General features: G+C 43.9%; 20 protein-coding genes. 10 read left to right on the forward strand and 10 right to left on the reverse strand.

Annotation, left to right across the window (positions count from 1 at the left end; all coding sequences use genetic code 11):
- Positions 1-1,363, forward strand: a 1,363-nt coding sequence (locus AC1DWN_RS02875) for a DUF6138 family protein (RefSeq protein ID WP_477557433.1), incomplete at its 5' end; no start/stop codon positions are given.
- A 96-nt stretch (positions 1,364-1,459) separates the two neighbouring features.
- Here AC1DWN_RS02875 and AC1DWN_RS02880 read toward each other — a convergent pair.
- Together AC1DWN_RS02880 and AC1DWN_RS02885 are read right to left on the reverse strand one after the other, a co-directional pair.
- Positions 1,460-2,845, reverse strand: a complete 1,386-nt coding sequence (locus AC1DWN_RS02880; RefSeq protein WP_477557434.1) for an SMI1/KNR4 family protein — start codon at positions 2,843-2,845, stop codon at positions 1,460-1,462.
- An 82-nt stretch (positions 2,846-2,927) separates the two neighbouring features.
- Complete coding sequence (locus tag AC1DWN_RS02885; protein WP_477557435.1) at positions 2,928-3,389, reverse strand: hypothetical protein; 462 nt, start codon at positions 3,387-3,389, stop codon at positions 2,928-2,930.
- A 307-nt stretch (positions 3,390-3,696) separates the two neighbouring features.
- Between AC1DWN_RS02885 and AC1DWN_RS02890 the strand changes: the two genes are divergently transcribed.
- The gene (locus tag AC1DWN_RS02890) at positions 3,697-4,146 is read left to right on the forward strand and encodes a DMP19 family protein (protein ID WP_477557436.1); all 450 of its coding nucleotides are present in this window, start codon (positions 3,697-3,699) and stop codon (positions 4,144-4,146) included.
- A gap of 84 nt (positions 4,147-4,230) precedes the next feature.
- Here AC1DWN_RS02890 and AC1DWN_RS02895 read toward each other — a convergent pair whose 3' ends face one another.
- The 4 genes from AC1DWN_RS02895 to AC1DWN_RS02910 form a co-directional block, all read right to left on the reverse strand.
- Positions 4,231-4,443: an ankyrin repeat domain-containing protein gene (locus tag AC1DWN_RS02895; RefSeq protein ID WP_477557437.1), complete on the reverse strand. Its 213-nt coding sequence runs from the start codon at positions 4,441-4,443 to the stop codon at positions 4,231-4,233.
- A gap of 72 nt (positions 4,444-4,515) precedes the next feature.
- Positions 4,516-5,646 carry an alanine racemase gene (gene alr / locus AC1DWN_RS02900; protein ID WP_477557438.1) on the reverse strand — a complete coding sequence of 377 codons (1,131 nt, stop codon included), beginning with the start codon at positions 5,644-5,646 and terminating at the stop codon, positions 4,516-4,518.
- Positions 5,647-5,657: 11 nt separating this feature from the next.
- Positions 5,658-6,791: an alanine dehydrogenase gene (ald, locus tag AC1DWN_RS02905; protein ID WP_477557439.1), complete on the reverse strand. Its 1,134-nt coding sequence runs from the start codon at positions 6,789-6,791 to the stop codon at positions 5,658-5,660.
- Between the two features lie 84 nt (positions 6,792-6,875).
- Complete coding sequence (locus tag AC1DWN_RS02910) at positions 6,876-8,156, reverse strand: PucR family transcriptional regulator (protein ID WP_477557440.1); 1,281 nt, start codon at positions 8,154-8,156, stop codon at positions 6,876-6,878.
- 252 nt (positions 8,157-8,408) lie between these two features.
- Here AC1DWN_RS02910 and AC1DWN_RS02915 point away from each other — a divergent pair, with 252 nt between their 5' ends.
- The 3 genes from AC1DWN_RS02915 to AC1DWN_RS02925 all read left to right on the forward strand — a co-directional run bounded on the left by AC1DWN_RS02915 (position 8,409) and on the right by AC1DWN_RS02925 (position 11,131).
- The gene (locus tag AC1DWN_RS02915; protein WP_477557441.1) at positions 8,409-9,773 is read left to right on the forward strand and encodes an amino acid permease; all 1,365 of its coding nucleotides are present in this window, start codon (positions 8,409-8,411) and stop codon (positions 9,771-9,773) included.
- Between the two features lie 174 nt (positions 9,774-9,947).
- The gene (locus AC1DWN_RS02920; RefSeq protein WP_477557442.1) at positions 9,948-10,382 is read left to right on the forward strand and encodes an S-layer homology domain-containing protein; all 435 of its coding nucleotides are present in this window, start codon (positions 9,948-9,950) and stop codon (positions 10,380-10,382) included.
- Positions 10,383-10,669: 287 nt separating this feature from the next.
- Positions 10,670-11,131 (forward strand): phage tail protein, encoded by a 462-nt coding sequence (locus AC1DWN_RS02925; protein WP_477557443.1) that lies wholly within the window; start codon positions 10,670-10,672, stop codon positions 11,129-11,131.
- Between the two features lie 231 nt (positions 11,132-11,362).
- Here AC1DWN_RS02925 and brnQ read toward each other — a convergent pair whose 3' ends face one another.
- The 3 genes from brnQ to AC1DWN_RS02940 all read right to left on the reverse strand — a co-directional run bounded on the left by brnQ (position 11,363) and on the right by AC1DWN_RS02940 (position 14,751).
- On the reverse strand, positions 11,363-12,703 hold the full coding sequence (gene brnQ, locus AC1DWN_RS02930) for a branched-chain amino acid transport system II carrier protein (protein ID WP_477557444.1): 1,341 nt from the start codon (positions 12,701-12,703) through the stop codon (positions 11,363-11,365).
- Positions 12,704-12,908: 205 nt separating this feature from the next.
- Complete coding sequence (locus tag AC1DWN_RS02935; RefSeq protein WP_477557445.1) at positions 12,909-14,069, reverse strand: sensor histidine kinase; 1,161 nt, start codon at positions 14,067-14,069, stop codon at positions 12,909-12,911.
- Positions 14,062-14,751 carry a response regulator transcription factor gene (locus AC1DWN_RS02940; RefSeq protein WP_477557446.1) on the reverse strand — a complete coding sequence of 230 codons (690 nt, stop codon included), beginning with the start codon at positions 14,749-14,751 and terminating at the stop codon, positions 14,062-14,064. The genes AC1DWN_RS02935 and AC1DWN_RS02940 overlap by 8 nt, the downstream gene beginning before the upstream one ends.
- Positions 14,752-14,911: 160 nt before the next feature.
- Here AC1DWN_RS02940 and AC1DWN_RS02945 point away from each other — a divergent pair, with 160 nt between their 5' ends.
- From AC1DWN_RS02945 to AC1DWN_RS02960, 4 genes are read left to right on the forward strand one after another with little or no spacing between them, the layout of a single operon-like run.
- The gene (locus AC1DWN_RS02945) at positions 14,912-15,793 is read left to right on the forward strand and encodes a carbohydrate ABC transporter permease (RefSeq protein WP_477557447.1); all 882 of its coding nucleotides are present in this window, start codon (positions 14,912-14,914) and stop codon (positions 15,791-15,793) included.
- A gap of 14 nt (positions 15,794-15,807) precedes the next feature.
- On the forward strand, positions 15,808-16,665 hold the full coding sequence (locus AC1DWN_RS02950) for a carbohydrate ABC transporter permease (protein WP_477557448.1): 858 nt from the start codon (positions 15,808-15,810) through the stop codon (positions 16,663-16,665).
- Between the two features lie 10 nt (positions 16,666-16,675).
- On the forward strand, positions 16,676-17,794 hold the full coding sequence (locus tag AC1DWN_RS02955) for an efflux RND transporter periplasmic adaptor subunit (protein ID WP_477557449.1): 1,119 nt from the start codon (positions 16,676-16,678) through the stop codon (positions 17,792-17,794).
- A 9-nt stretch (positions 17,795-17,803) separates the two neighbouring features.
- Entirely contained in the window at positions 17,804-19,153 is a 1,350-nt protein-coding gene (locus tag AC1DWN_RS02960; protein WP_477557450.1) for an ABC transporter substrate-binding protein, read from the forward strand.
- Between the two features lie 76 nt (positions 19,154-19,229).
- Here the strand turns inward: AC1DWN_RS02960 and AC1DWN_RS02965 are convergent, their stop codons facing one another.
- Positions 19,230-19,874 (reverse strand): GNAT family N-acetyltransferase, encoded by a 645-nt coding sequence (locus AC1DWN_RS02965; RefSeq protein ID WP_477557451.1) that lies wholly within the window; start codon positions 19,872-19,874, stop codon positions 19,230-19,232.
- A gap of 109 nt (positions 19,875-19,983) precedes the next feature.
- On the opposite strand from AC1DWN_RS02965, the gene AC1DWN_RS02970 reads away from it, so the two are divergent.
- Positions 19,984-20,796, forward strand: coding sequence for a MerR family transcriptional regulator (locus AC1DWN_RS02970; protein ID WP_477557452.1), 813 nt, complete (start codon positions 19,984-19,986; stop codon positions 20,794-20,796).
- Positions 20,797-20,884 lie beyond the last annotated feature (88 nt).

Genomic DNA, 20,884 nt, shown 5'->3' on the forward strand with positions numbered 1-20,884 from the left:
GTGCGGGCTTGTAGATGGCCTGTTCCGCTCGGAGGAACTGGGGGCCCGTTTCTTTGATTACAAGTTTGAAGTTGTATTTGAGTTTGAGTGGGAGAAGTCGAAATTAATCCTTAACCAGCAGCTGTTTAATGAGCCCAAGTTGATCCAACTTCAAAAGACGCTGGAGCAATTTATACAAACTAAGATTCTCCCTGATCCGCCCGTGTTGCCAGGAGAGAATGACATGTTCTTTTTCACCCAACATTTGGTCAATCCTGATCTGATGAAACAGGAAGCGGAAGAGATTGATCCGTTGATTCGTCGCCTCTCCGACAAGCTAAATAAGAACCAAGAGCGCAAAAACTATTGGATCAGACAGTATACTTCGGCCTTCAACAATTGGGCGCAGGACCACTTTTTACTGCAGCATTTCACCCGATCCGGTGATTTTGGAAACGAGTGGATTTTGAAGGAGGAGCCGGTTCAACCTTCTGTAGATGCCGGAGAAATGGATTTCTTTCTTTATGCGGCACTGCAGATCGGCTTCACTGAGCCGGATACCCGGCAGAAGTATCTGGAACTGGCGGTCCAATTGGATTCCAGGCAGGCTGCTGATTATTTGAAAATAGGCAGCGGAAAATTTACAAGTACATATCGTGGAGAGCGGGTGGAAGGCAGGAACAACGATATAACACAAACGATAGAAATCCGGATTCTCTCCGAAGAGGAACTTGCTTATGGAGAAGCGTTGGATTATATGATCGACCTTTTGAAGCAAGGATTTCCCAAAAGTTACCAGCTAAAACTGAAGAGCAGCCAGAAGTACTTCCTTTCTGTGAAAAAACTGGCGAAGTCCAAGCTGCATCAGTTTTTTGCCAATGCGCTCAGCTACCCTAACCTTTTTCCCAAGCTAGCAGAATATGCGGATACAGCTATGGAAGAGTTCGCTTGGTACCGGGATGTGGAACCAAGCGAGAAATCGGTGATGCCGGGCACCTATGCTGTATTGGGACTCGGCTTATACAGCGAATCCTATTTACCGCTGGTCTGCCGCTATATGGAACTGGTAGATACGGAGCATCAAATGGTGCAGGATGGCTATGCAGAGGCATTTATTGAGGCGCATGGCGTAAAGGCAGAGCATATGCTGGTGATCGTATCCATTTTGCTGGGAGGGAATGAGGAAGGCAGATTGGTTAAGAATCTAACCATCGACCGTCCTGAGCTTGCCGAGGCGCTTTTCGAGGCGCTGAAAGGCAAAGAGATTCATGAACGCGAACTGGTACTGTGTCGGATTTTCGGGAGCATGAAAAAACTTGTAGGAGCAGCCCGAAAGGCACAACCACCACTAAAAGAAGGACTGGAGCAGCTGTTGGCGCTTTAAATGTTAACACTTTGGAAATGACCTGAGGACTCCATCCTGAAGAGCCCACGTCGAACGTGGGCTCTTGTCGTTGCTTGCATGATCCGGGTCGGCCTTTTAGGCTTCTCTCAGCTGCTTAGCCACTTCCACAGCGAACTGATCCGTAAACCGAAGGCGTCCATTTTCCTGTACGATACGTCCTTCTTGCATGCGGCGGTCCAGCCAATCGGTAATCCATCCTAGGGCATAGCCGCCTTGACCGAATTCTCCTCCGAAGGCGATCATATTCTCATAGATAGCCAAGTATTGTTCGCGACTGGTATCCGGGTATGACTTTGTGTATAACCAAAACTGCACATCATACATCAGATACGATAATTCATCCGCATTAAAAGAAAAATGGCCTTTTTCTTCGACAATCCGTATACAGATGCTGCGGATTTTCTGTTCAATCTGTTCCACTTCTATTACTCGAGAGCAAAGCTCCTCCAGCAAGGAAGAAAATTTCCCGTGGGATACTTTGTAAAGATCCGCTTCCTTGTCCTCCTCGGAGGTATCAAATTCTTCTTCGCTCACTAGGCCACTAATAAACGCTTCGAAATTTTCGGCCAGAAAAGTAATTTCATAATCGTCCTCCTGATCGACGTGAATCACTTCTGGTTCACCATCTCTTCCGCATGCCCGGTAATCTAACATCACGACGTCATGACCTGCTGAAGGACAATCGCAGATCACTACGCCAATGTCAGGATATCCCCATTCCTCAATCATAAACCGACTGCCGAGATCCCCGCAGAGTGAATAGCTTTTCTCACGGCCAATGCCCAGGATGCCCGTAATGGCAATATGATCCTCAGCCCAGGAAGTGTGGTCCTCTGTTGGAAAGCAGGTGTTCTTCGAAATTCCGCCATTCTGCTGCTTCATCAGTGCAATATAAGAGGAGGGGAGCTTGTATCCCAGCTCTTCCTCGATCGAGGTGATCAGATCATCCGTGGGTGGCTCGGATAGATAGGAATTCCTCGCGTACTCGCTGTCGTCCCAAAAATCAACAAGCGACATGTTCAAAAAAGGAACATCCTCCGCTGCCGATCCGCGAGACTCCATGGCTGCTTCCCTTTTGGTAGCCATTCGACGCTCTTGTCTTTGCTGCTTCTCCGCTTTTTGCAAGCTCCACCTTAACCATAATTCGGTACGCTGATCACTGGCTTCTAATTTGTCAGAGGTACTGAATGCCTGAGCCGCATCCTCATATCTTTTTAAATGATAAAGAGCAAAACCTACCCGAAAGTGCCATATTGGATCGTGTTGACCCGCTTCAGCAATTGTTGCCAATTGGTTGAGTGCTTCTTCATAAAGCCCCAAGTTGTTATAGGCTCTGCCCAGTCGGCTGAACGCTTCGTAGTCCCGTTCCTCCTCGGGAATGGCTAACAGCAAGTCCACAATTCGCTGCTGTTCGTCTTCTTCATGCCATTGGTTCAATTGTTCGATAAGCGCTTGGTCCATTGCAGCCTCCAAAACTATTATTTTTCTTAAAAATTTAGCGGCGTTTGTCCTCAAAAATTCGTGCCTGACCGGTAGCTAACGGCTACATGGACGCCAGCCATGCGGCGCTGCCGCCTGCGATCGTCAATATTGCTCCGGCTGAAATTCCCCATCTATGCTTTTTATCTAATCTAAGTTCCCCAAATAAAATAGGCAGCAGCCATTTAAAAGCAAGGAGCGAGAAGGCACCTTGTACGGTTCCCCAAAGTACCAGATTCTTGGCCTGATCCATGTAGGCATCGGTTGAAACTGGACGGGAGAAGGCCAATGTTCCGCCGATTCGTGCGTTCCAATATGTCAATATCATATACATAATCAAAGTTAGCAAAGTCAAAAAAACCGTGAGTATAAATTTGATCAGGTCGGGCGATAACCATTTTTTCGAGGACTTGGATGTAGGTAATCCAATTAGGAAGAATACAAAGCCTACAAAAACCGCGCAACCTACAAAGGCACATAAAGCGCCATTCACGATGGCTCCCGCCATCAAAAGAATAAACATCATACGCTCCTCCCGTAGTTTGGATAATAGGGTTTCAACATCTCCCGATTAGAGCTCACTGCGGGTAACTAAATCGGTGCATCGCCAGCAAATTCGAGCAGGTCTTGACCCCGGAACTGCAGTATATAACGCTTGGTATCTTCTACCTTTACAAATTGTAACATCAATAAATGGCTGTGTACATGAATAAGAGAACGATCTCGGGGAATGAATCATACTGGATTAATACTAAAAAAATTACTTTCCCTTTCCTTATGTTACAATTGAATTTTTGATCTGGGAAAGCTTCAATATTAAGGAGGAGTACAATTTGAGTAAGCCCGATATCCGTGACATATGGTTCGATTATGCCGCGGCCTTTGTGCAGAGAAAGAATGCTTCGGACTGGAACATCTTGACCAAGCAGGAACAAGAGATTGCCGCCCTATGGCTGCTGGAAGCCGATGTGTATAACGGCGAGTTTGTGCAGTTTTTTTGCAATTGGGGAGATGAGGCATATATCTGCGCGGTACGAGCATTACAAGCCATCGGGGCGGTACATGCGCTCGAAATCGTCCAGTCCGGATATGCCTGCATCGAGCATTTATCGGAAGACAACCGCCTCACTCAGCTCTGGGATATACCAAAGTTTCTTACCGAGGAAGAGGCAGAACGGCTGGATAAACTTGATATGAGATTCTGGGAAGACCAGGATCGCATTGCGGAAATTGCACATCGATATTACGTGCAGCAGCTGGGAATACCTGCTTCAGTTGAATAATAATCTTGAGTTTGCACTATATTTACAAAAATAAAAAAAGCGAGCACTCTTTGGAAAGAGCGTTCGCTTTTTAGGTGTATTATTTTATCTGAGTAGTTCGATCATCTCTTCTTCTTCCCTTGCCCTTGCAATATCCAGCGGGGTTTGCCCATCGTTATCCTTAATGCTTTTGTCCGCTCCCTTGGCAAGAAGTATTTCAACTACGTCCAAACGTTCTTCACCGTCTGCTACTTGTGTATGTGAAGGCGTACTTCTGTCCGAGGACTTTTTATTGATCTCGGCTCCGCGATTCAGCAATTAAAAGCCCCTTCGCCGTTGGCGGAAGAGGCCCGTAAAGCTCTAGTTCCATGTGCTGGACATAAGATTCAATCAGATATAAACCCTCGGCACTCTTTTTCCGATTAAACAGACGACTTCATAATGAATGGTACCCATCCAGTCTGCAACCTCATCGACGGCGAGCAGCATGCCGTCCGACCAACCGAACAACGTAACTTCCTCCCCAACCTTTACATCGGGGAGTGCGGTAATATCAAGCATAGTCTGATCCATACAGACACGGCCGACGATCGGCACGCGATGGCCTCGCAGGAGCGCGCTGCCTTTGTTAGATAGCTGCCGCGACAAGCCGTCAGCATATCCGATCGGAATCGTCGCAATGACGCTGTCCCGTTCCGGTACGAAGGTACAGCTGTAACTGACGGGTTGATTTCGGGCAATATTCCTTAATGCAGACAGCCGGGTTTTCAGGCTCATCGCTTGCCGGATCGGGAAACTCTGCCGTTGCAGCCGTTTTGCAGGGTGCAGCCCGTACAATGCGATCCCCACCCGCACCATATCTAGATGCATATCTGGATACCGCATGGCAGCAGCGCTGTTGCAGCAGTGCTTGATTGGAATGTCGATGTTTCTCTGCTTAAAGGCTTCAACGAATGCCATAAATGCTTGAAACTGTTTCCTTGTATAGGTATCGTTATCTCCGTCGGCGTCAGCCAAATGCGTGAATATACCTTCAATTGACGTATAACGGGAGGCAAGCACCAGTTCGGCAAGCGCCAGCGTTTCCTGGATCGTTTGAATACCGATGCGCGACATGCCTGTATCGACTTTGATGTGAATTCGTGCTTTAAGTTTCAGACGCTCCGAACATAAGATGATTGCTTCCAACACTTCGCGAGTATATACAGTCATCGTAATGTCGCCGGTAATTGCCGCTTCAACGGAACGCAGCGGCGTGTACCCGAGGATGAGAATCGGCGCTTGTATACCCGCTTCCCGCAAAAGAAGGGCTTCATCTAGGAAAGCAACGCTCAAGTAATCCGCGCCCGCTTCGATGGCGGCTTTGGCCGTCTCGAACGCGCCGTGCCCATATCCGTCGGCCTTCACGACTGCCATAAGCCGGCAGCCTTCGCGAATATGAGCTTTGAACAATGCAGCATTATGAGCGATAGCGTCGAGAGAAATTTCCGCCCAAGTATCCCGATAGCTTGCCGCAAGCATAGACGCCACCGTTATTCCGCGGAAGGCGTGCTATAGAGTGCTTGCTCTACCGGAACGTAAGTGTAGCCTAGATCTTTGGCTACCGCTTCATAGGTTACAAATCCGGCCGCAGTATTGACTCCCAGCTTCAGGGAATGATTATCCTGTATTGCTTTCAATACGCCTTTGTTGGCTAGCTGCAGGGCGTACGGCATAGTCGCATTCGTAAGCGCGATGGTAGATGTTCTTGGCACGGCGCCGGGCATATTCGCAACGGCGTAGTGAACGACTCCGTGCTTGATATAGGTCGGATTGTCATGGGTCGTAATACGATCGACGGTTTCCATAATACCGCCCTGGTCAACGGCCACGTCAATGACGACGGCCCCTGGCTTCATCGTTTTGATCATTGCTTCGGTGACGAGCTTCGGCGCTTTGGCTCCCGGAATCAGCACAGCGCCAATGACGAGATCCGATTCTGCAACTGCTTCGGCGATGTTTAGCGGATTCGACATAAGCGTACTAATTTGCGAGCCGAAAATATCGTCAATCTGACGCAGCCGATCCGCGCTCAAATCGATTATAGTCACTTCTGCGCCAAGCCCGATGGCAATTTTGGCTGCATTCGTGCCTACCACTCCGCCGCCGATAATAGTCACCTTACCCCGCTTCACGCCTGGCACGCCGCCAAGTAGTATGCCTTTTCCGCCATGATTTTTCTCCAGAAACTGCGCTCCTATCTGGGTGGACATCCGCCCTGCAACCTCGCTCATTGGAGTGAGCAGCGGCAATGTACGGTTCACTTCGACTGTTTCATATGCAATGGCTGTGACTCCCGATTCTGTAAGCGCACGGGCAAGGTTGGGCTCCGCCGCCAAGTGCAGATAGGTGAATAAAATAAGGTCTTTGCGGAAATAGCCGTATTCGGACGGCAGCGGCTCCTTCACTTTCATGACCATATCGGATTTCGCCCACACCTCGCCGGCTTCATCCAGCAAAATCGCTCCGGCAGTCACATAATCATCGTTCGTAAAACCGCTGTCGATGCCGGCGTTCCGCTCAATATGCACGGTGTGGCCAGCTTTGACGAAAGAGACGACTCCTGCGGGCGTAATCGCAACCCGGTTTTCATTGTTTTTAATTTCTTTCGGTACGCCGATGATCATCAGCTGCTCCCCCTCTTATGTTGTTTCTTCAGTGCCAATTATAAAGGTGAAAACGCTTTATTACTTTGTGCGGAAACAACAAAATTAATAGGATTGATTGTGCGGATTCACAAAAGTGGACAAATCCCTGTTTAGCTTATGCATTTTTAAATCAAGAAAAACTGTTACTTTCTGGTCCATATTGTCGAGATCGATGCCGCCGATTTCTCCAATACGCTTTAATCGATAACTCAGCGTATTGATATGAACGTGCAGCGCCTTCGCTGCTACTTTCACATTGCTGTCGGAACATAAGAAAATTTCCAACGTATGCAGCAAGTCACTGCTGTGCTCCAGATCGTACTGCCGCAATTTTTTTAGACACTGGTTGTCGACGCGATGAATCTGGCTTTCTTCAAGTATTGCAGGAAGCTGGCGATAATAGCCGAGCTCCGGATAAACATAAACATTTCGGAGCTCATGAGGGAAGYTCTGCTTGATCTGCAAAACCGTCAACGCTTCCCAATAACTTCGCTCCACTAGCATATAATCGTCGTAAACGGAGCCGCTTCCTCCTCCGGATGGAGAGAAACCGAACCGCTGCTGCATTTGCTCGGACACATATTGAAAGCTGAAGGAATCGTCTTCCTTGCTATTCTGACCTTGCTTTAACCCTGACAGGAAAATAAGCTGATTATTCTTTATAGTATGAAAAAAGATTTGAATCTGCTGTGTTGTAGTGAGTATATATTCGATCTGCTGCTGCTTGTCTTGAATTTCCGATTGAAATTCAAGGACGACGATCCGGTACAGAGGCGGCAGCTCAATTTCCAGCATGGCGGCTTTCTCCCGAATTTCCTTGCAAGTCGTCAAGTATCCGGTTAGCAGTTGCCAAAAAAAATCCTCGTGCCCCTTCTCTTGCTTGCRCTTCTTGACTTGATGCTGCATCAGCTTCGTTGTAGCCGCGTGCGCCGCTTTCTTCAGCTTGCCGGCTGCTTCTTTGCCAAGCCGTTTATCTGTTTCCAGCACCCAAATATAGCCGAGAATCGTACGTTGCTTGCGAATGGCGATGACCAGCCGGTCGCCCAAACCGATGGACGAAATCGCGGGAATGGAAACGGGTTCTTCGCTTTCAATTATTTGCTGCATAATTCCTTCTTGCCATAAAGTTCGAATCACCTTCTCGGGAACTCGGCGGCCGATAATGGTCGCGACCCGCGCCGCATCGGTCTGTGAATCGTGGGAACTGTATGCCATGAGACGATGATTATTATCTTCAATTGTAACAGGATTATGGAGAACTTCGCTGATGGTATCGGCCAGCGACTCCAAGCTTTCAAAGCTTTGGTCAAAAGGATCGTTTGCTTCATTCAATTTGGAAAACACCTTCTTACCTCTCTTGAGCCTATTTGTCGATTTTTACAAAGAAATCGCTTTTATTTCAAAAATTTGAACAAAAACTAGGCCAGAGGATTGTGATAAGATGACCTCAATAAGTTTCACGGTTTTCTTAAGTTTCGCCGCAGACCGTGAATTTATACGTAATCCAGTTGCGTCCGCCGGTAGTAGGAATATTTTAACGGGTATTTTGATAACGCTTTCAAAGAAGTCTATTTTTTATTAGGAGGAATTATCATCATGAAGAAACCAGAAGCAACAGAGCTGCATCGAGGGCTTGAGCAAAGACACATTTCCTTAATGTCTCTTGGAGCTGCAATAGGTGTCGGTTTATTCCTTGGTTCTGCTTCCGCAATTAGACTTGCGGGTCCGGCGATTTTGCTCGCATATGCGCTTGGCGGACTAGCCATATACTTCATTATGAGAGCGCTCGGTGAGATGGCTATTCATAATCCTGTAGCAGGTTCGTTCAGCCGTTATGCCAGAGAGTACATTAGTCCGATTTTCGGCTATTTAACAGGGTGGAATTACTGGTTTCTCTGGATTATCACTTGTATGGCGGAAATTACAGCGGTTGGGATCTATATGGAATTTTGGGAGCCCGATGTTCCCCGCTGGATTTGGTCTTTGGCCGCTCTTGTGATCATGACATTGGTGAACCTGATTGCCGTCAAGGCATATGGAGAGCTTGAATTCTGGTTTGCGCTTATCAAGGTTGTAACGATCATTCTGATGATTGGACTCGGACTTGCTATGATCCTGTTCGGTTTCGGAAACGAAGGCGTGGCGGTTGGAATTAGCAATCTGTGGAGCCATGGAGGATTTTTACCTAATGGTTTCAGTGGCGTGTTAATGTCATTGCAAATGGTTATGTTTGCTTACCTTGGAATTGAAATGATTGGTGTAACTGCAGGGGAAGTAAAAAATCCGAAGAAGTCGATTTCCAGAGCAATCGATTCCGTATTCTGGCGCATTCTAATTTTCTATATCGGCGCACTGTTCGTGATAATGTCAATTTATCCATGGAACGAAATCGGCCAAACGGGAAGCCCTTTTGTCATGACATTTGAAAAAATAGGGATTCCTTACGCGGGGGCCATCATTAATTTCGTCGTCATTACGGYCGCACTCTCTTCCTGCAACAGTGGGATATTCAGCACGGCTCGTATGCTGTTCAATCTCGGCCAGCAGGGAGAAGCTCCTGCCCGCTTTACCAAGGTCACAAAAAGAGGCGTGCCGGGTATAGCAACATTAGCATCGGGTGGCATTTTGCTGGTTGGAGTTGTTCTCAATTATTTGGTGCCGGAAAAGGTATTTACATGGCTGACAAGCATAGCGACGTTCGGCGCGATTTGGACTTGGGCGATCATTCTTGTTTCTCAATTGAGATTCCGTAAAGGCATGACCGCTGAAGAGAGAGGCCAGCTTTCTTACAGAATGCCATGGGCTCCTTACAGCTCGTACCTTACGTTGGTCTTCTTGATGGGTGTAATCGGGCTGATGGCCTACTTCCCGGCGACGCGAATTTCCTTGATCGTTGGTCCGATTTGGTACATCATTCTAATTATTGTATATTACAGCAAGGGATTAGGGAAGCAACAGTAATTTGCTCATAACAGAAAAAAGGGCGCCCATGTCGTCATCCAGGAGTGGCGGCACTGAAAGAGGCTGGAGCCGGATAAGGTTGAGATAGGCGAGGCCCGATTAGCTTAGTACAAGGCTAATCGGGCCTTTTGTGCGCTTGGCAGCACATCGAACTAAAGGGTGAAAGTCCCAAATGTGCCGCGAGTAACTAGAACAGAGTTTGCATCCGTGTTAGTAAGAACACTTGGATTAACGTCAGAAGGTGATTCCGGCTTTATAGACACCAAAGGTCACTGGGCAGCAGATGCGATTGCTACATTAAAAACAATAGGCATTGCTAATGGTTACTCAGACGGAACGTTCAAACCAAAACAAACAATCACCAGAGCGGAAATAGTAGCTATGCTTTCTAAAGTAATGAACACGAATTTCGTGAAAAATTCGAAGTTCAAGGATGTTATAGGACACTCGGCAGAGGCAGAGATTGATACATTATCCGATATGGGAATCGCGAAGGGTACGCCGGACGGTTTATTCAAACCGAATGCTAATGCAACTAGATCTGAAACGTTACTCTTGGTCTTACGCATGCTGAATACCAGTCTTGATCATTCGCTAGATGTAGAATAGAAGAATAGAGTTGCTTGAATTCGGCAGGTACTGGTCAAACGGTATCTGCTGTTTTGTATGCGGCTAAGATGGGGACAGCGTGTTTCGTCGCACTAGATTTTTCGCCGATAGATCCGTTAAGCTGAACCATATCATAAATGAAGCGAATTTTATTGGGGGGAAAAAAGAGGTTTATCATATTCTAAACGTGAACGTTTATATTGAATCATTTTTGGTATAATATTTGGTAGAGAAAGAAGATTAAATTTCTGGTTTTAGAAAATTATGAGAGAAAATGAGGGATGGAAATGTCGTATATCGTTGATTTTAAAAATGTGTCTACGGTTGGTTTAGAGTCTTCACCTGTAGCAGAAGCGCTTGCTGGTTTACGTGCCAATGAAGCCCGTTACTTTATGAACAAATACGAGCATGAATTTACGGTTGTACCAGCTAGTGAAAGTCAGGAAAACCTTGATTATGTGAACCACATTTTGAAAGAACGTGATATTGCGTTTGCGGCCAAACCTTTAGAAACGTCGCGTTTTCAAGTGGAAAATATCCAATTTACCTACGTCTTTTATGAGGATGGTCTTGGGATCAATGTCATGTATACGGTTGATGACCCTAAGAAGCGGGCCGTTGGTTTTAAGCTTTCTGAGGGGATGGAGGTACCAAAGGAATTAGAAGGGAAGTTTAAATTTGCTAGACAGAAGTCTAAACTAGCTGGAACAATACGGGGTTCGTTTTTTGTTATTAAAGGACTATATTAAAGTAAGCCAAAGCGTAAGTGGAGGAATCTAGCCATTGTGATCCGAGTCATCTACGCATGGAGCCATGCCCGCAATTTTTAAAGGACTGTCCGCAGGCAGAGAGGTTGCTTGTGGACAGTCCTTTCAATATCCATACAAATGTACAACGTTTAACCGGGAATAGTTATTTTACCATTGTTGATTCGATTGCTCACTATTTCCAAAAGGCGATAGAGCGGCGCACCTGAAACTTCAGTCTCCCAAGCTACTAGAAGGTTGTCGTCCCTTATGTCGCTCTGGCAGCAGAAGCCCAATCAGCATTCCCACGCAGGCTGGAATCAGCCAGCCCAATCCGATATTATACAAAGGTAAGTAGTGGTTAAACCAGTCATGGAGCTGCTCTATACCTAGCGGCGTATCTTCAAGGCCGTCGACCAGGCTGACAAGAAAAGTCAGCAGCAGGCTAACCCCGTATACGGTGCGCTTACCTTTAAACAAATCATGCAAGAATGTCAGTAAGATGAGCACGATAGCCAGAGGGTATAATATCGTCAGAACGGGCTCGGAAAAGTGGATTAATTGCTCTAGACCTATATTGGCAAGTAGGGCGCTGACAACACACAAGACGATGCAGATACTTTTATACGACATGCCTGGAATAATCTTTTGAAAATAGCTGCTGCAAGCGGCGGTCAGGCCGATGCTTGTGGTCAGACAGGCTAGCAGCACAATGATGCCGAGTACAACCCCTCCGAACGTGCCGAAATAATGGCTAGTTACCAAGTTCAACACCTCGCCGCCATTGGCCAGAATACCAAAGGCGGATACGCTGCTTGCTCCGATATAAGTCAGGGATGTGTAAATAACGGCGAGCATTGCCGCTGCAATCAAGGTGGCTTGGAAGCAGACGGACAGAATGTTTTTACGTTCGTGGACCCCTTTCGCTCGAATAGCGTTTATGACGATAATGCCGAATACGAATGCCGCGAGCGCATCCATAGTCAAATACCCCTCTTGAAATCCATTAAAGAAGGCTTGGGAGGCATACCCGATTTCCGGTTCTTGAGGCTCTCCTAGGGGTACCGTAAAGGATGCTATGGCCAACATTGTGATGCAGGCGATCAAAATAGGTGTCAGTATCTTTCCTATAATATCAACCATTCTTGCTGGGTTAATAGAAAGGAGCAAGGTTACCCCGAAAAATAATACGGTGAAGACCATCATTCCTAGCGGCCCATACTCCGTTTCGATATAGGGCTTAATACCGATTTCGTACGAAATGCTGCCGGTTCTCGGCATGGCAAACAACGGTCCGATCGTTAAGTAAAGCAAAGTTGTGTAGCCGTAGGCAAACCAAGGATGTACGCGATTGGTTAATGCGAGCAAATCTTTCAAGCCGGAAAAGCCGAGCGCCAACGTTCCAAGCAAAGGCAGGCCGACGCCCGTGATCAGGAAGCCCAGATTGGCTTGCCAATACTGATCACCTGCGATTTGGCCCATCATCGCCGGGAATACGAGATTTCCCGCTCCGAAGAACAAGGCGAATAGCATGAGTCCGATTGTCAAAGTGTTACTAAAAGGAATGCGTTGCATAAAATGTCTCTCCTGTATCAAAAAATAATCTTTATTATTTACACATAGAAAAAATAATACGAATAAGATATCTTCATTGTAGCATTTCAATGTTGAATTTGCTTAATATAAATCCACATGATTCGATAAAATTCGACAATAGGGTGATAATAAAGGGTAAGCGAATCTTAGGGCACCTTCGTAGGGTGCCCTTTTGAACGATCGGCTATATAGTTAAGACTACATGAAAGCAGGTTCCGCCATCTTCATTATCAGTAACGGTAAGCATCCCATTATGTTTCTTGATAATACTTTCGACAATCGAAAGCCCTAAGCCCGCACCACCTATTTGACGGGATCGTGATTGGTCAACACGATAAAAAGGCTCAAATATATGCTTTTTGTTTTTTTCAGGAATACCGATGCCTGAATCTTTAATTTTGATTGAGACCTGTTCCTTACTTAATCTGTTTACAATAACCTCAACCGTTCCGCCATCGTCAATATTGTACTTAATTCCGTTTTCCACAARGTTATAAAAAGCACGATACAATAAGTCGGTGTTACCAGTAACCATGCTATTATCACAATCTAAGGACAGCGTAACATTTTTATCTTTAGCTATGTGTGAAAGCTCCGAAATAATATCCTCGAAAATATCCTTTACGAAAATGCTGCTTTGCTCTCCGTTGTCGTTCATATTCGTCATTTCTAGCAGATTGCCGACAAGTCCTCTCAAGCGTTTTGTTTGCTTTTCAATAACGGAAATAAGAGCATCATATTCCTCGTTTGTATGCTCTTTTTTCTTCTTAAATACATCAACCTTTGTTTGTAAAACAGCAAGAGGTGTCCTAAGCTCGTGGGCAGCATCTGCTGAAAATCTTCCTAGCATCATAAAAGCACTATTCAACTTATCCGTCATTTCATTAAATGTAATGGTAAGCTCTGCAATTTCATCCTTTGTAGGCGGCACAGATAATGTTTCAGATAAATTATGCACATTTATGTTTTTCACTTGACAATTTAGCGTATTAAGAGGCCTTAATGCTTTTCCTGAAATATAGTAGGTTAAGAATCCCCCGCCAACAATAACAAAAATCATATATATAATGCTTTTAATTGTAAAATCCATTCTTGCTTTTTTGGAATCAACAGATGGAACGGGAGCAATTATGCTGCTTGACGGTAATTGAGAGCTTTCAGAGCTTTCATCAACCCATCCATCTTCGCCGATCTCATGTGCCGGTAATGCCAAGGCTGCATCAATCCTTGTAGCCATTGTAGCCGCAGATAAATTAAGTATTAAGGTAAGACCTACACAACAAACAGTCAAAAGTGCAACGGTCATAACAGTAAGCCGCAATCGAATTGGCATTTTTTTAAGCATTAACATCACTACCCTTTTCTGATAACAAGTATCCTTCGCCGATTTTCGTTCCAATGGGGTCATAGTTTAAAACAGCTTTTAGCTTCTTTCGGAGAGTTGCAATATGAACCCGTATAGCACCACTAAAGCTATCCGCATTCTGATCCCAAACATGTTCAATCAATTCTTCTTGGCTAACCACTCTATCCTTGTTAAGCAAGAAATATTCAAGCAATGCAAATTCTTTTTTTGTAAAAGACATTTCATTATCATCAACAACTGCAATACGCTTTGATAAATCCACTTTAATTGCTCCGCAGAAATGCATACTACTTTCTTGGACAAACTTTCGCCTTAACAAATTTCGTACTCGTGCTTCCAACTCCGCAAAATCAAATGGCTTCGCCAAATAATCATTTGCACCAATGTCTAAGCCTTTTACTTTGTCATTAACACTACTTCTTGCACTGAGAATGAGTACCTTTAATTGCGGCTTTTCATCTCGTATCTTAGCTAAAACCTCAAGCCCATCCATTTTTGGGAGGTTTAAGTCAAGTATAACCAAGTCGTAATCGACGTCATATAAAAGCTCGTAAGCATCTTCACCGTTGTCACAGATATCAACGGCATAACCATCTATTCTAAGCCCATCTGCAATCGCTTCTTGCAAATCAAGCTCGTCCTCTACAATAAGAATCCTCATATGCAAATCACCTCTTTTACTATTGTACCTGAAAATAGGTTAAATCTATGTTAAGCATTTGATTCAAAAAAAATCACTTAACAGGGATTTAACATCGTTTGTTGTACGATGGTTACATCAAGTTTAGGAGGAACAAAAATGTATATATTAAAAACCGAAAATGGATGGGGATGCTGTGAGAATATCAATTTTAGATCGTAAGGAGGTTCTTGCGGCTTTCTGTTTTCTTGCTCCGAGCTTAATAGGTTTTGCCTTATTTTATTTAATTCCATTTGGTCAAAGTATTGCATTTTCTTTTGAGAATCCAAACGGAGAAGCAGGATTCTCGCTTGCCAATTATCAGAGCCTATTAACCAGTTCGTCCTTTCAAAAGGCAATGGGGAATACATTCTGGTTTACTATTACTGGCGTTCCCATTCTTATTGTATTGTCACTTTCTCTTGCCATGCTGCTTAACAAACGAGTTTTCTTTCGTAACTGGCTGCGCACCTCTTATGTGCTGCCGCTGGTTGTTCCAGTAGCTTCAATTGTGCTAGTATGGCAGATTTTATTTGATTGGAATGGCTTTTTTAATTATGTATTGGAGTGGCTTCAAATCGATCGGATCGATTGGATGAAATCAAAGTGGGCGCAAGGAGTCATTATAGTTATCTATGTATGGAAAAACATTGGCTATAACGTGATTTTGTTCTTGGCCGGTTTGCAAAATATCCCTGATCAATATTATGAGATAGCAAACCTGGAGGGAGCAAGCTGGGCTCGTAAGCTCCAGATCACCTTGATTTATTTAGTACCGACAGGATTTTTAGTTATACTGATGTCGATTTTGAACTCATTCAAGGTATTTCGGGAAATCTATTTAGTTGCGGGTGACTATCCACATGATAGCATCTATATGCTTCAGCACTATATGAACAATATGTTCCTATCGCTCGATATTCAGAAGCTGTCGGCTGCAGCATGCTTGATGGTGCTCTGTATTCTAGTCATTGTGCTGATGCTCTTCCGAGTTGAACGAAAGTTCCGTTCATTTATGGAGTAAAGGGAGGTGTGTAGATGAACAAGAAACAGATTAGAACACTGCTACTCACTATCTTCTTAACCGTGATCGCGCTTATCATGCTGTTTCCTGTTGTACTGACAGTTGTAAGCTCCTTGATGACGGAGAAGGAAATTATGCTGAATTACGGCATGTTGGGTAGTACGCAGACGAATGATATTGTGAATTTAAAGCTGATTCCAGATTGGGCTTCGTTCGAGCAATTTTTCAAGGTGCTTATTTCAACCTCACAATTTCTTCGTATGTTTTGGAATTCTGTATTTATGGTAGTTCCAATTATTATAGGTCAGGTCGTGGTGGCAACATTAGCGGCATTTGCATTTGCGAAGCTGCGATTTCCTGGCAGAGAGCCATTATTTATTGTGTATCTGATAACCATGCTCATGCCGTTCCAGGTTACACTTGTACCGAATTACATCATGTCTGATCGATTGGGGCTTATCAATAGTCCGAGCTCCATTATTTTACCAGGAATATTTGCAGCGTTTGGTGTGTTCCTGCTCAGACAATTTATGCTCCAGATTCCAACTGCTTATATGGAAGCTGCGAAAATGGACGGAGCAGGCTATTTCCGTTCCTTTGTCGCAATCGTCCTGCCTATGGTGAAACCTGGTATGGCAGCGCTTGTTGTTCTACTGTTTGCAGATTACTGGAATATGGTGGAGCAGCCACTGATCTTTCTGCAGGATGCCGCATTGCAGCCCTTGTCCATTTTTCTATCTCGCTTGCAGGAAGATGCGTTTGGGGTATCCTTTGCTGCTTCGGTCTTGTATATGATGCCCATGATTCTCTTGTTTCTTTTAGCAGAACGGTATTTTATTGAGGGCATAGAGCTTTCTGGAATTAAAGGATAGGTGGAATGAGATGACAAGTATATCTAAGCGACAACGTATAACGGCTGCTTTGTTTATATTGTTCTTTGCGATATTGGCTGGCTTGACTTTCTTTAGCAGCACACTCGAAACGATGATGCTGCCCAAAGTGATTACGGAGAAGCTTGTTTCTAAATCATTAGTTCATGATGTTAACGGGAGTGGAGTCTTAACGCCTCGAAAACAGGTGGATCTGGTGAATGAGAGCGGCTCTAAAATTTTGAAGCTTCATGTAAAAAAGAATGAAAAGGTTAAGAAGGGTCAAAAGCTCGTGACATTCGACAGTTCTGATTTGGATGAGCAGCTATACCAAGAGGAAATGGCGCTTAAGAAGCAAGAGCTGAATCGGGAGGTGTTGAAGGAGAACTTCGTGAATGCGATGCGAGACGGTGATGAGCAAGTAATTGTCAAAGCTAAACGAGATCTTGACCTGGATAATATGGATCTTGAATTGGCAAAAAGAAAATTGAATAAGCTGCGTAAAGAAAAGTCGGACAAACAAACGCTGACTGCCCCCTTTGATGGCAAAATTACAAAGCTTATAGAAGAAGACAGCATGAATGCCACACAAGGTGGGGCAATATTGACACTTATGGATAGTGGCAAGGGCTTTGAATTTTTATTTGCTGTCGATTCGGGGAATACGGCATTATTCGAGATTGGATCTCAAGTTTCTGTTCGATTGGTGAAAGACAATAAATTGGTTAACGGTACAATTCAAGAGATTAAAGCTGCATCTAAAGAAAATAGTGAAGATTCCAGCGAAGATTCACCCACTGAATCCAGTTATCAGGTTGTCGTTTCTGTCTCCGATGATGGGCTTCAAGGCGGCGAACAAGTAAGTCTAGATATAAAGAAGGAGTCAAATGAAAAAGGGTTTGTGTTACCAAAGAAATGGGTTCATAAAGATGCAACAGGAAGCTATGTCTATGTAGTTGAGGAGAAGAAAAGCTCACTCGGCAATACATTCAATGCGCGCAAGGCTTATATTTTAACAGGTGATTCAACCGAGGATGAAGTCGTAGCGGTAAGCGGATTAAGTCCGCAAGATGAGGTTATTACTGAATCAAGTGAACCACTGCAAGAAGGTAATCGAATCCGAATTTATTGAAGGGAATGAATGAAATTGAATAGAAAATGGGTATTGGCCTTATTAGCAATGATTATCGTATTATCGGGATGCTCTAGCAGCAGCGTAGGATCAGGTGGAGAAGGAGTGACTGATAAACCGTCAGGTCAAGATGACAAAACGATTGAGATTGCAATGATGTCGGCACATCCTTATTTGGATGAAGCAATTAAGCAATATAAAAAAATTCGTCCAGATATCCACATTAAATTTCAAGAGTATAAAGCTACACCCCAACTCGAGGAAAATACATCGAGTGAACCATTAACAAAGGGCGATATCGAGAAATATGTACAAACGGTCAGCACACAGCTAATGTCTGGCAAAGGGGCAGACATTATCGTAATGAACGAACTGCCGAAGGACAAATATGTAGCCAAGAACATGCTGGTTAATTTCTATGATCTGATGGACAAAGATGCTGACTTTGATCGAAATCAGTACTATCAGAATATCTTTAAAAACTCCCAGAATGGAGATGGTTTGTATGCAATGCCATTCTCATTTACACTTGACGCATTGACGGGAAATAAAGATTTGTTAGAGCGAGCTAATATTAAAATTAATGATCAAACTTGGACATGGGATGACTTAAAAGAAATTTCAAAGAAGCTTAAGGAACAAGTTGCTGAAGATGTTGTGGCATTTGGTAATCTATACCCTGGTGCCCTGTTATCGGAGTATATAGAGGCTAATTATGATAAGCTCATTGATCAAGGTCAAGCAAATTTCGATTCCGATCTGTTTCGAGGTATGATGAAGCAAATCAAATCGATGTATGATGAAGGTGTGTTTAGTGCCGATTTTACGCAACAGTTTTCCGAATCCTTTTTCGGCAATGCTTACCTTCTCGATCCAACAACAGGCCTGACTCAAGTCCTTGATCCAAAGTTTAATATCTATCAAAAGCCAACAGTAAATGGACAAAATAACGGAACGCCATTTAAGTCGTATTTCACTTTAGGCATGAACAGCAAATCAAAGGTTCAAGATGAAGCTTGGAATTTTATTAAGTTTATGCTTTCTGAAGAAATGCAATCTTCACCAATGGTAGGAGGCTTTGCATTGCATAAGGGAGTTGTGGAGAAACAGCTGGGTGATGCCAAACAGCAGGCAGTAGCGGGTACACTTACTGGACAGAAGTTTGATACTAATACAGTAGAAAGCAAGATCAAAGAATTGAATCAGCTCATAGATGGAGCGAGTACGAATTTATCTAGTGATTTCAAGGTCATTTCCATTGCGATTGAAGAATTTGAATCCTATATGAGTGGTCAGAAATCAGTTGAAGACGTCAGCAAGCTGATTCAAAACCGAGTTAACACGTACATTAATGAGTAAATAGAGTCTAAGAGGCCAGTCATCGGAATTGAACCGGTGACTGGTTATTTTGATTGGAGCACTCGGATTCGCTGCATTAATTTTCCTTATAGGTTACATGATGACCATATAGAAAAATAAGGAGTTTATTCTGGACGGAATCCAGAAAGATTTCTTTTTCGTTCAGCCGCTTGAAGTTCTGACTCTCGTAAAATCCATAGTTGCATCTGGTATCTGTATACACGTAGATCGAATTTACATCCATACTTCTCATGTAATAGGACAAATGGTGCATCAGCGTTTTTCCCACGCCAAGACCTCTCGATTCCCCGGATACAATGAACAACTCGATATAACCTTGAAAATCATCTTCTTTTCCTTGAATAATCTCTTTATACGTATTTTGAACCTTCGTCAGTTCTTTAGCGGCTTTTCTATTCTCTTTATTCGCCGTGACGACTTTGAATAAGGTATTCGCAAGAGTTAACAGATTATGGGCATTTGCTAAGCGGTGTTTATCTTTTTGGGCTTTGCCAAGAATAATACCGATAACTCTGTTGTTTTTTACAGCGACTTCGCTGAAAGAACTGCTCAGAATACAGCTTTGCAAATAAAGGTTCAATATGACATCTAAAAATTTTTTGTCTTGAATAAGGTCATGGATGCCGAATGCTTCATCAATTAATTCTTTGATGCGGTCATAATCGTCTTTCATAATCTCTCTATAGATAACCTCAGACATGTTGATACACTTTCCTTTCTAATGGTGACTTCCTTATAATGATCATAAGGTATCCCTTAAGGGGAGAGTCAAGGATGGGCATGGAGAATGTAACGAAGGAGGGACTTCAATGAAAAACCTGTTTTCGATCGGTGAAGTTACCAAAATAAAAGAGGTATCTATAAAAGCGCTGAGATATTATCACAAAATGGGCATCCTGGTTCCCAGGTATATCGATATCGCGACAGGTTATCGGTATTATTCTCTAGATCAATTTATTTATATAGACGTCATTAAAGGCTGCCGCTCTTTCGGCACCAGTATTAAAGAACTTCAGGAGATTTTTAAAGAATGCAACACTGACCAATTAATCAATTTTCTGCAACTCAAGAGACAGGAAGCGGAAGAAAATCTGAAACAAGTGAAAGAGGTTATTCAAAATATTGATAATTTAAACAAGAGTGTCGAGTCCTCAAAAGAAATCTTGAATCAGGATGAGATCGTTATTCACTTTTTTGAGAAGCGTTATGTTTTGACAGCTCCATGCTGGGAAGCGGGCAGCCTCAAGGAACTGTTGTATTATTCAGACTTGGAGAAGATCATACGGAGTCAGCAAAAAAAAATGACCATGGAAAGAGGTATTCTATACATTCTGAATGCAGAGGTGAAACTCGAACCCCGATATGTGTTTCATGGTTTTGAGGGGGAYGGAAGCACAGAAGGCGACTCGCATGTTCAAATCCTTCCGGAAGGAAAGTATGTAACTTTGGCTTATCGTAAGGAGAACGAGGCGGAACGCGTGAAAAAAATACTAAACTATATAGAAAAAAACAGTCTGAGCGTAAAAAATTATATCGAGATAGAATTATATAACGATTTGTTTGATACTGAATCCTACAKTTGTCAGATCCAAATGCTGATCGAAAATGATGAGCTGGATTAAGGTGGAGAGCTGTGAAAATGATCTTGACCTTAGAGTTGGAAACGCTTTATAATCTAATCATGCCACACGTGTGGCGTACCATTAGCGG

It is taken from the genome of Paenibacillus sp. P4_A7, assembly GCF_056402455.1.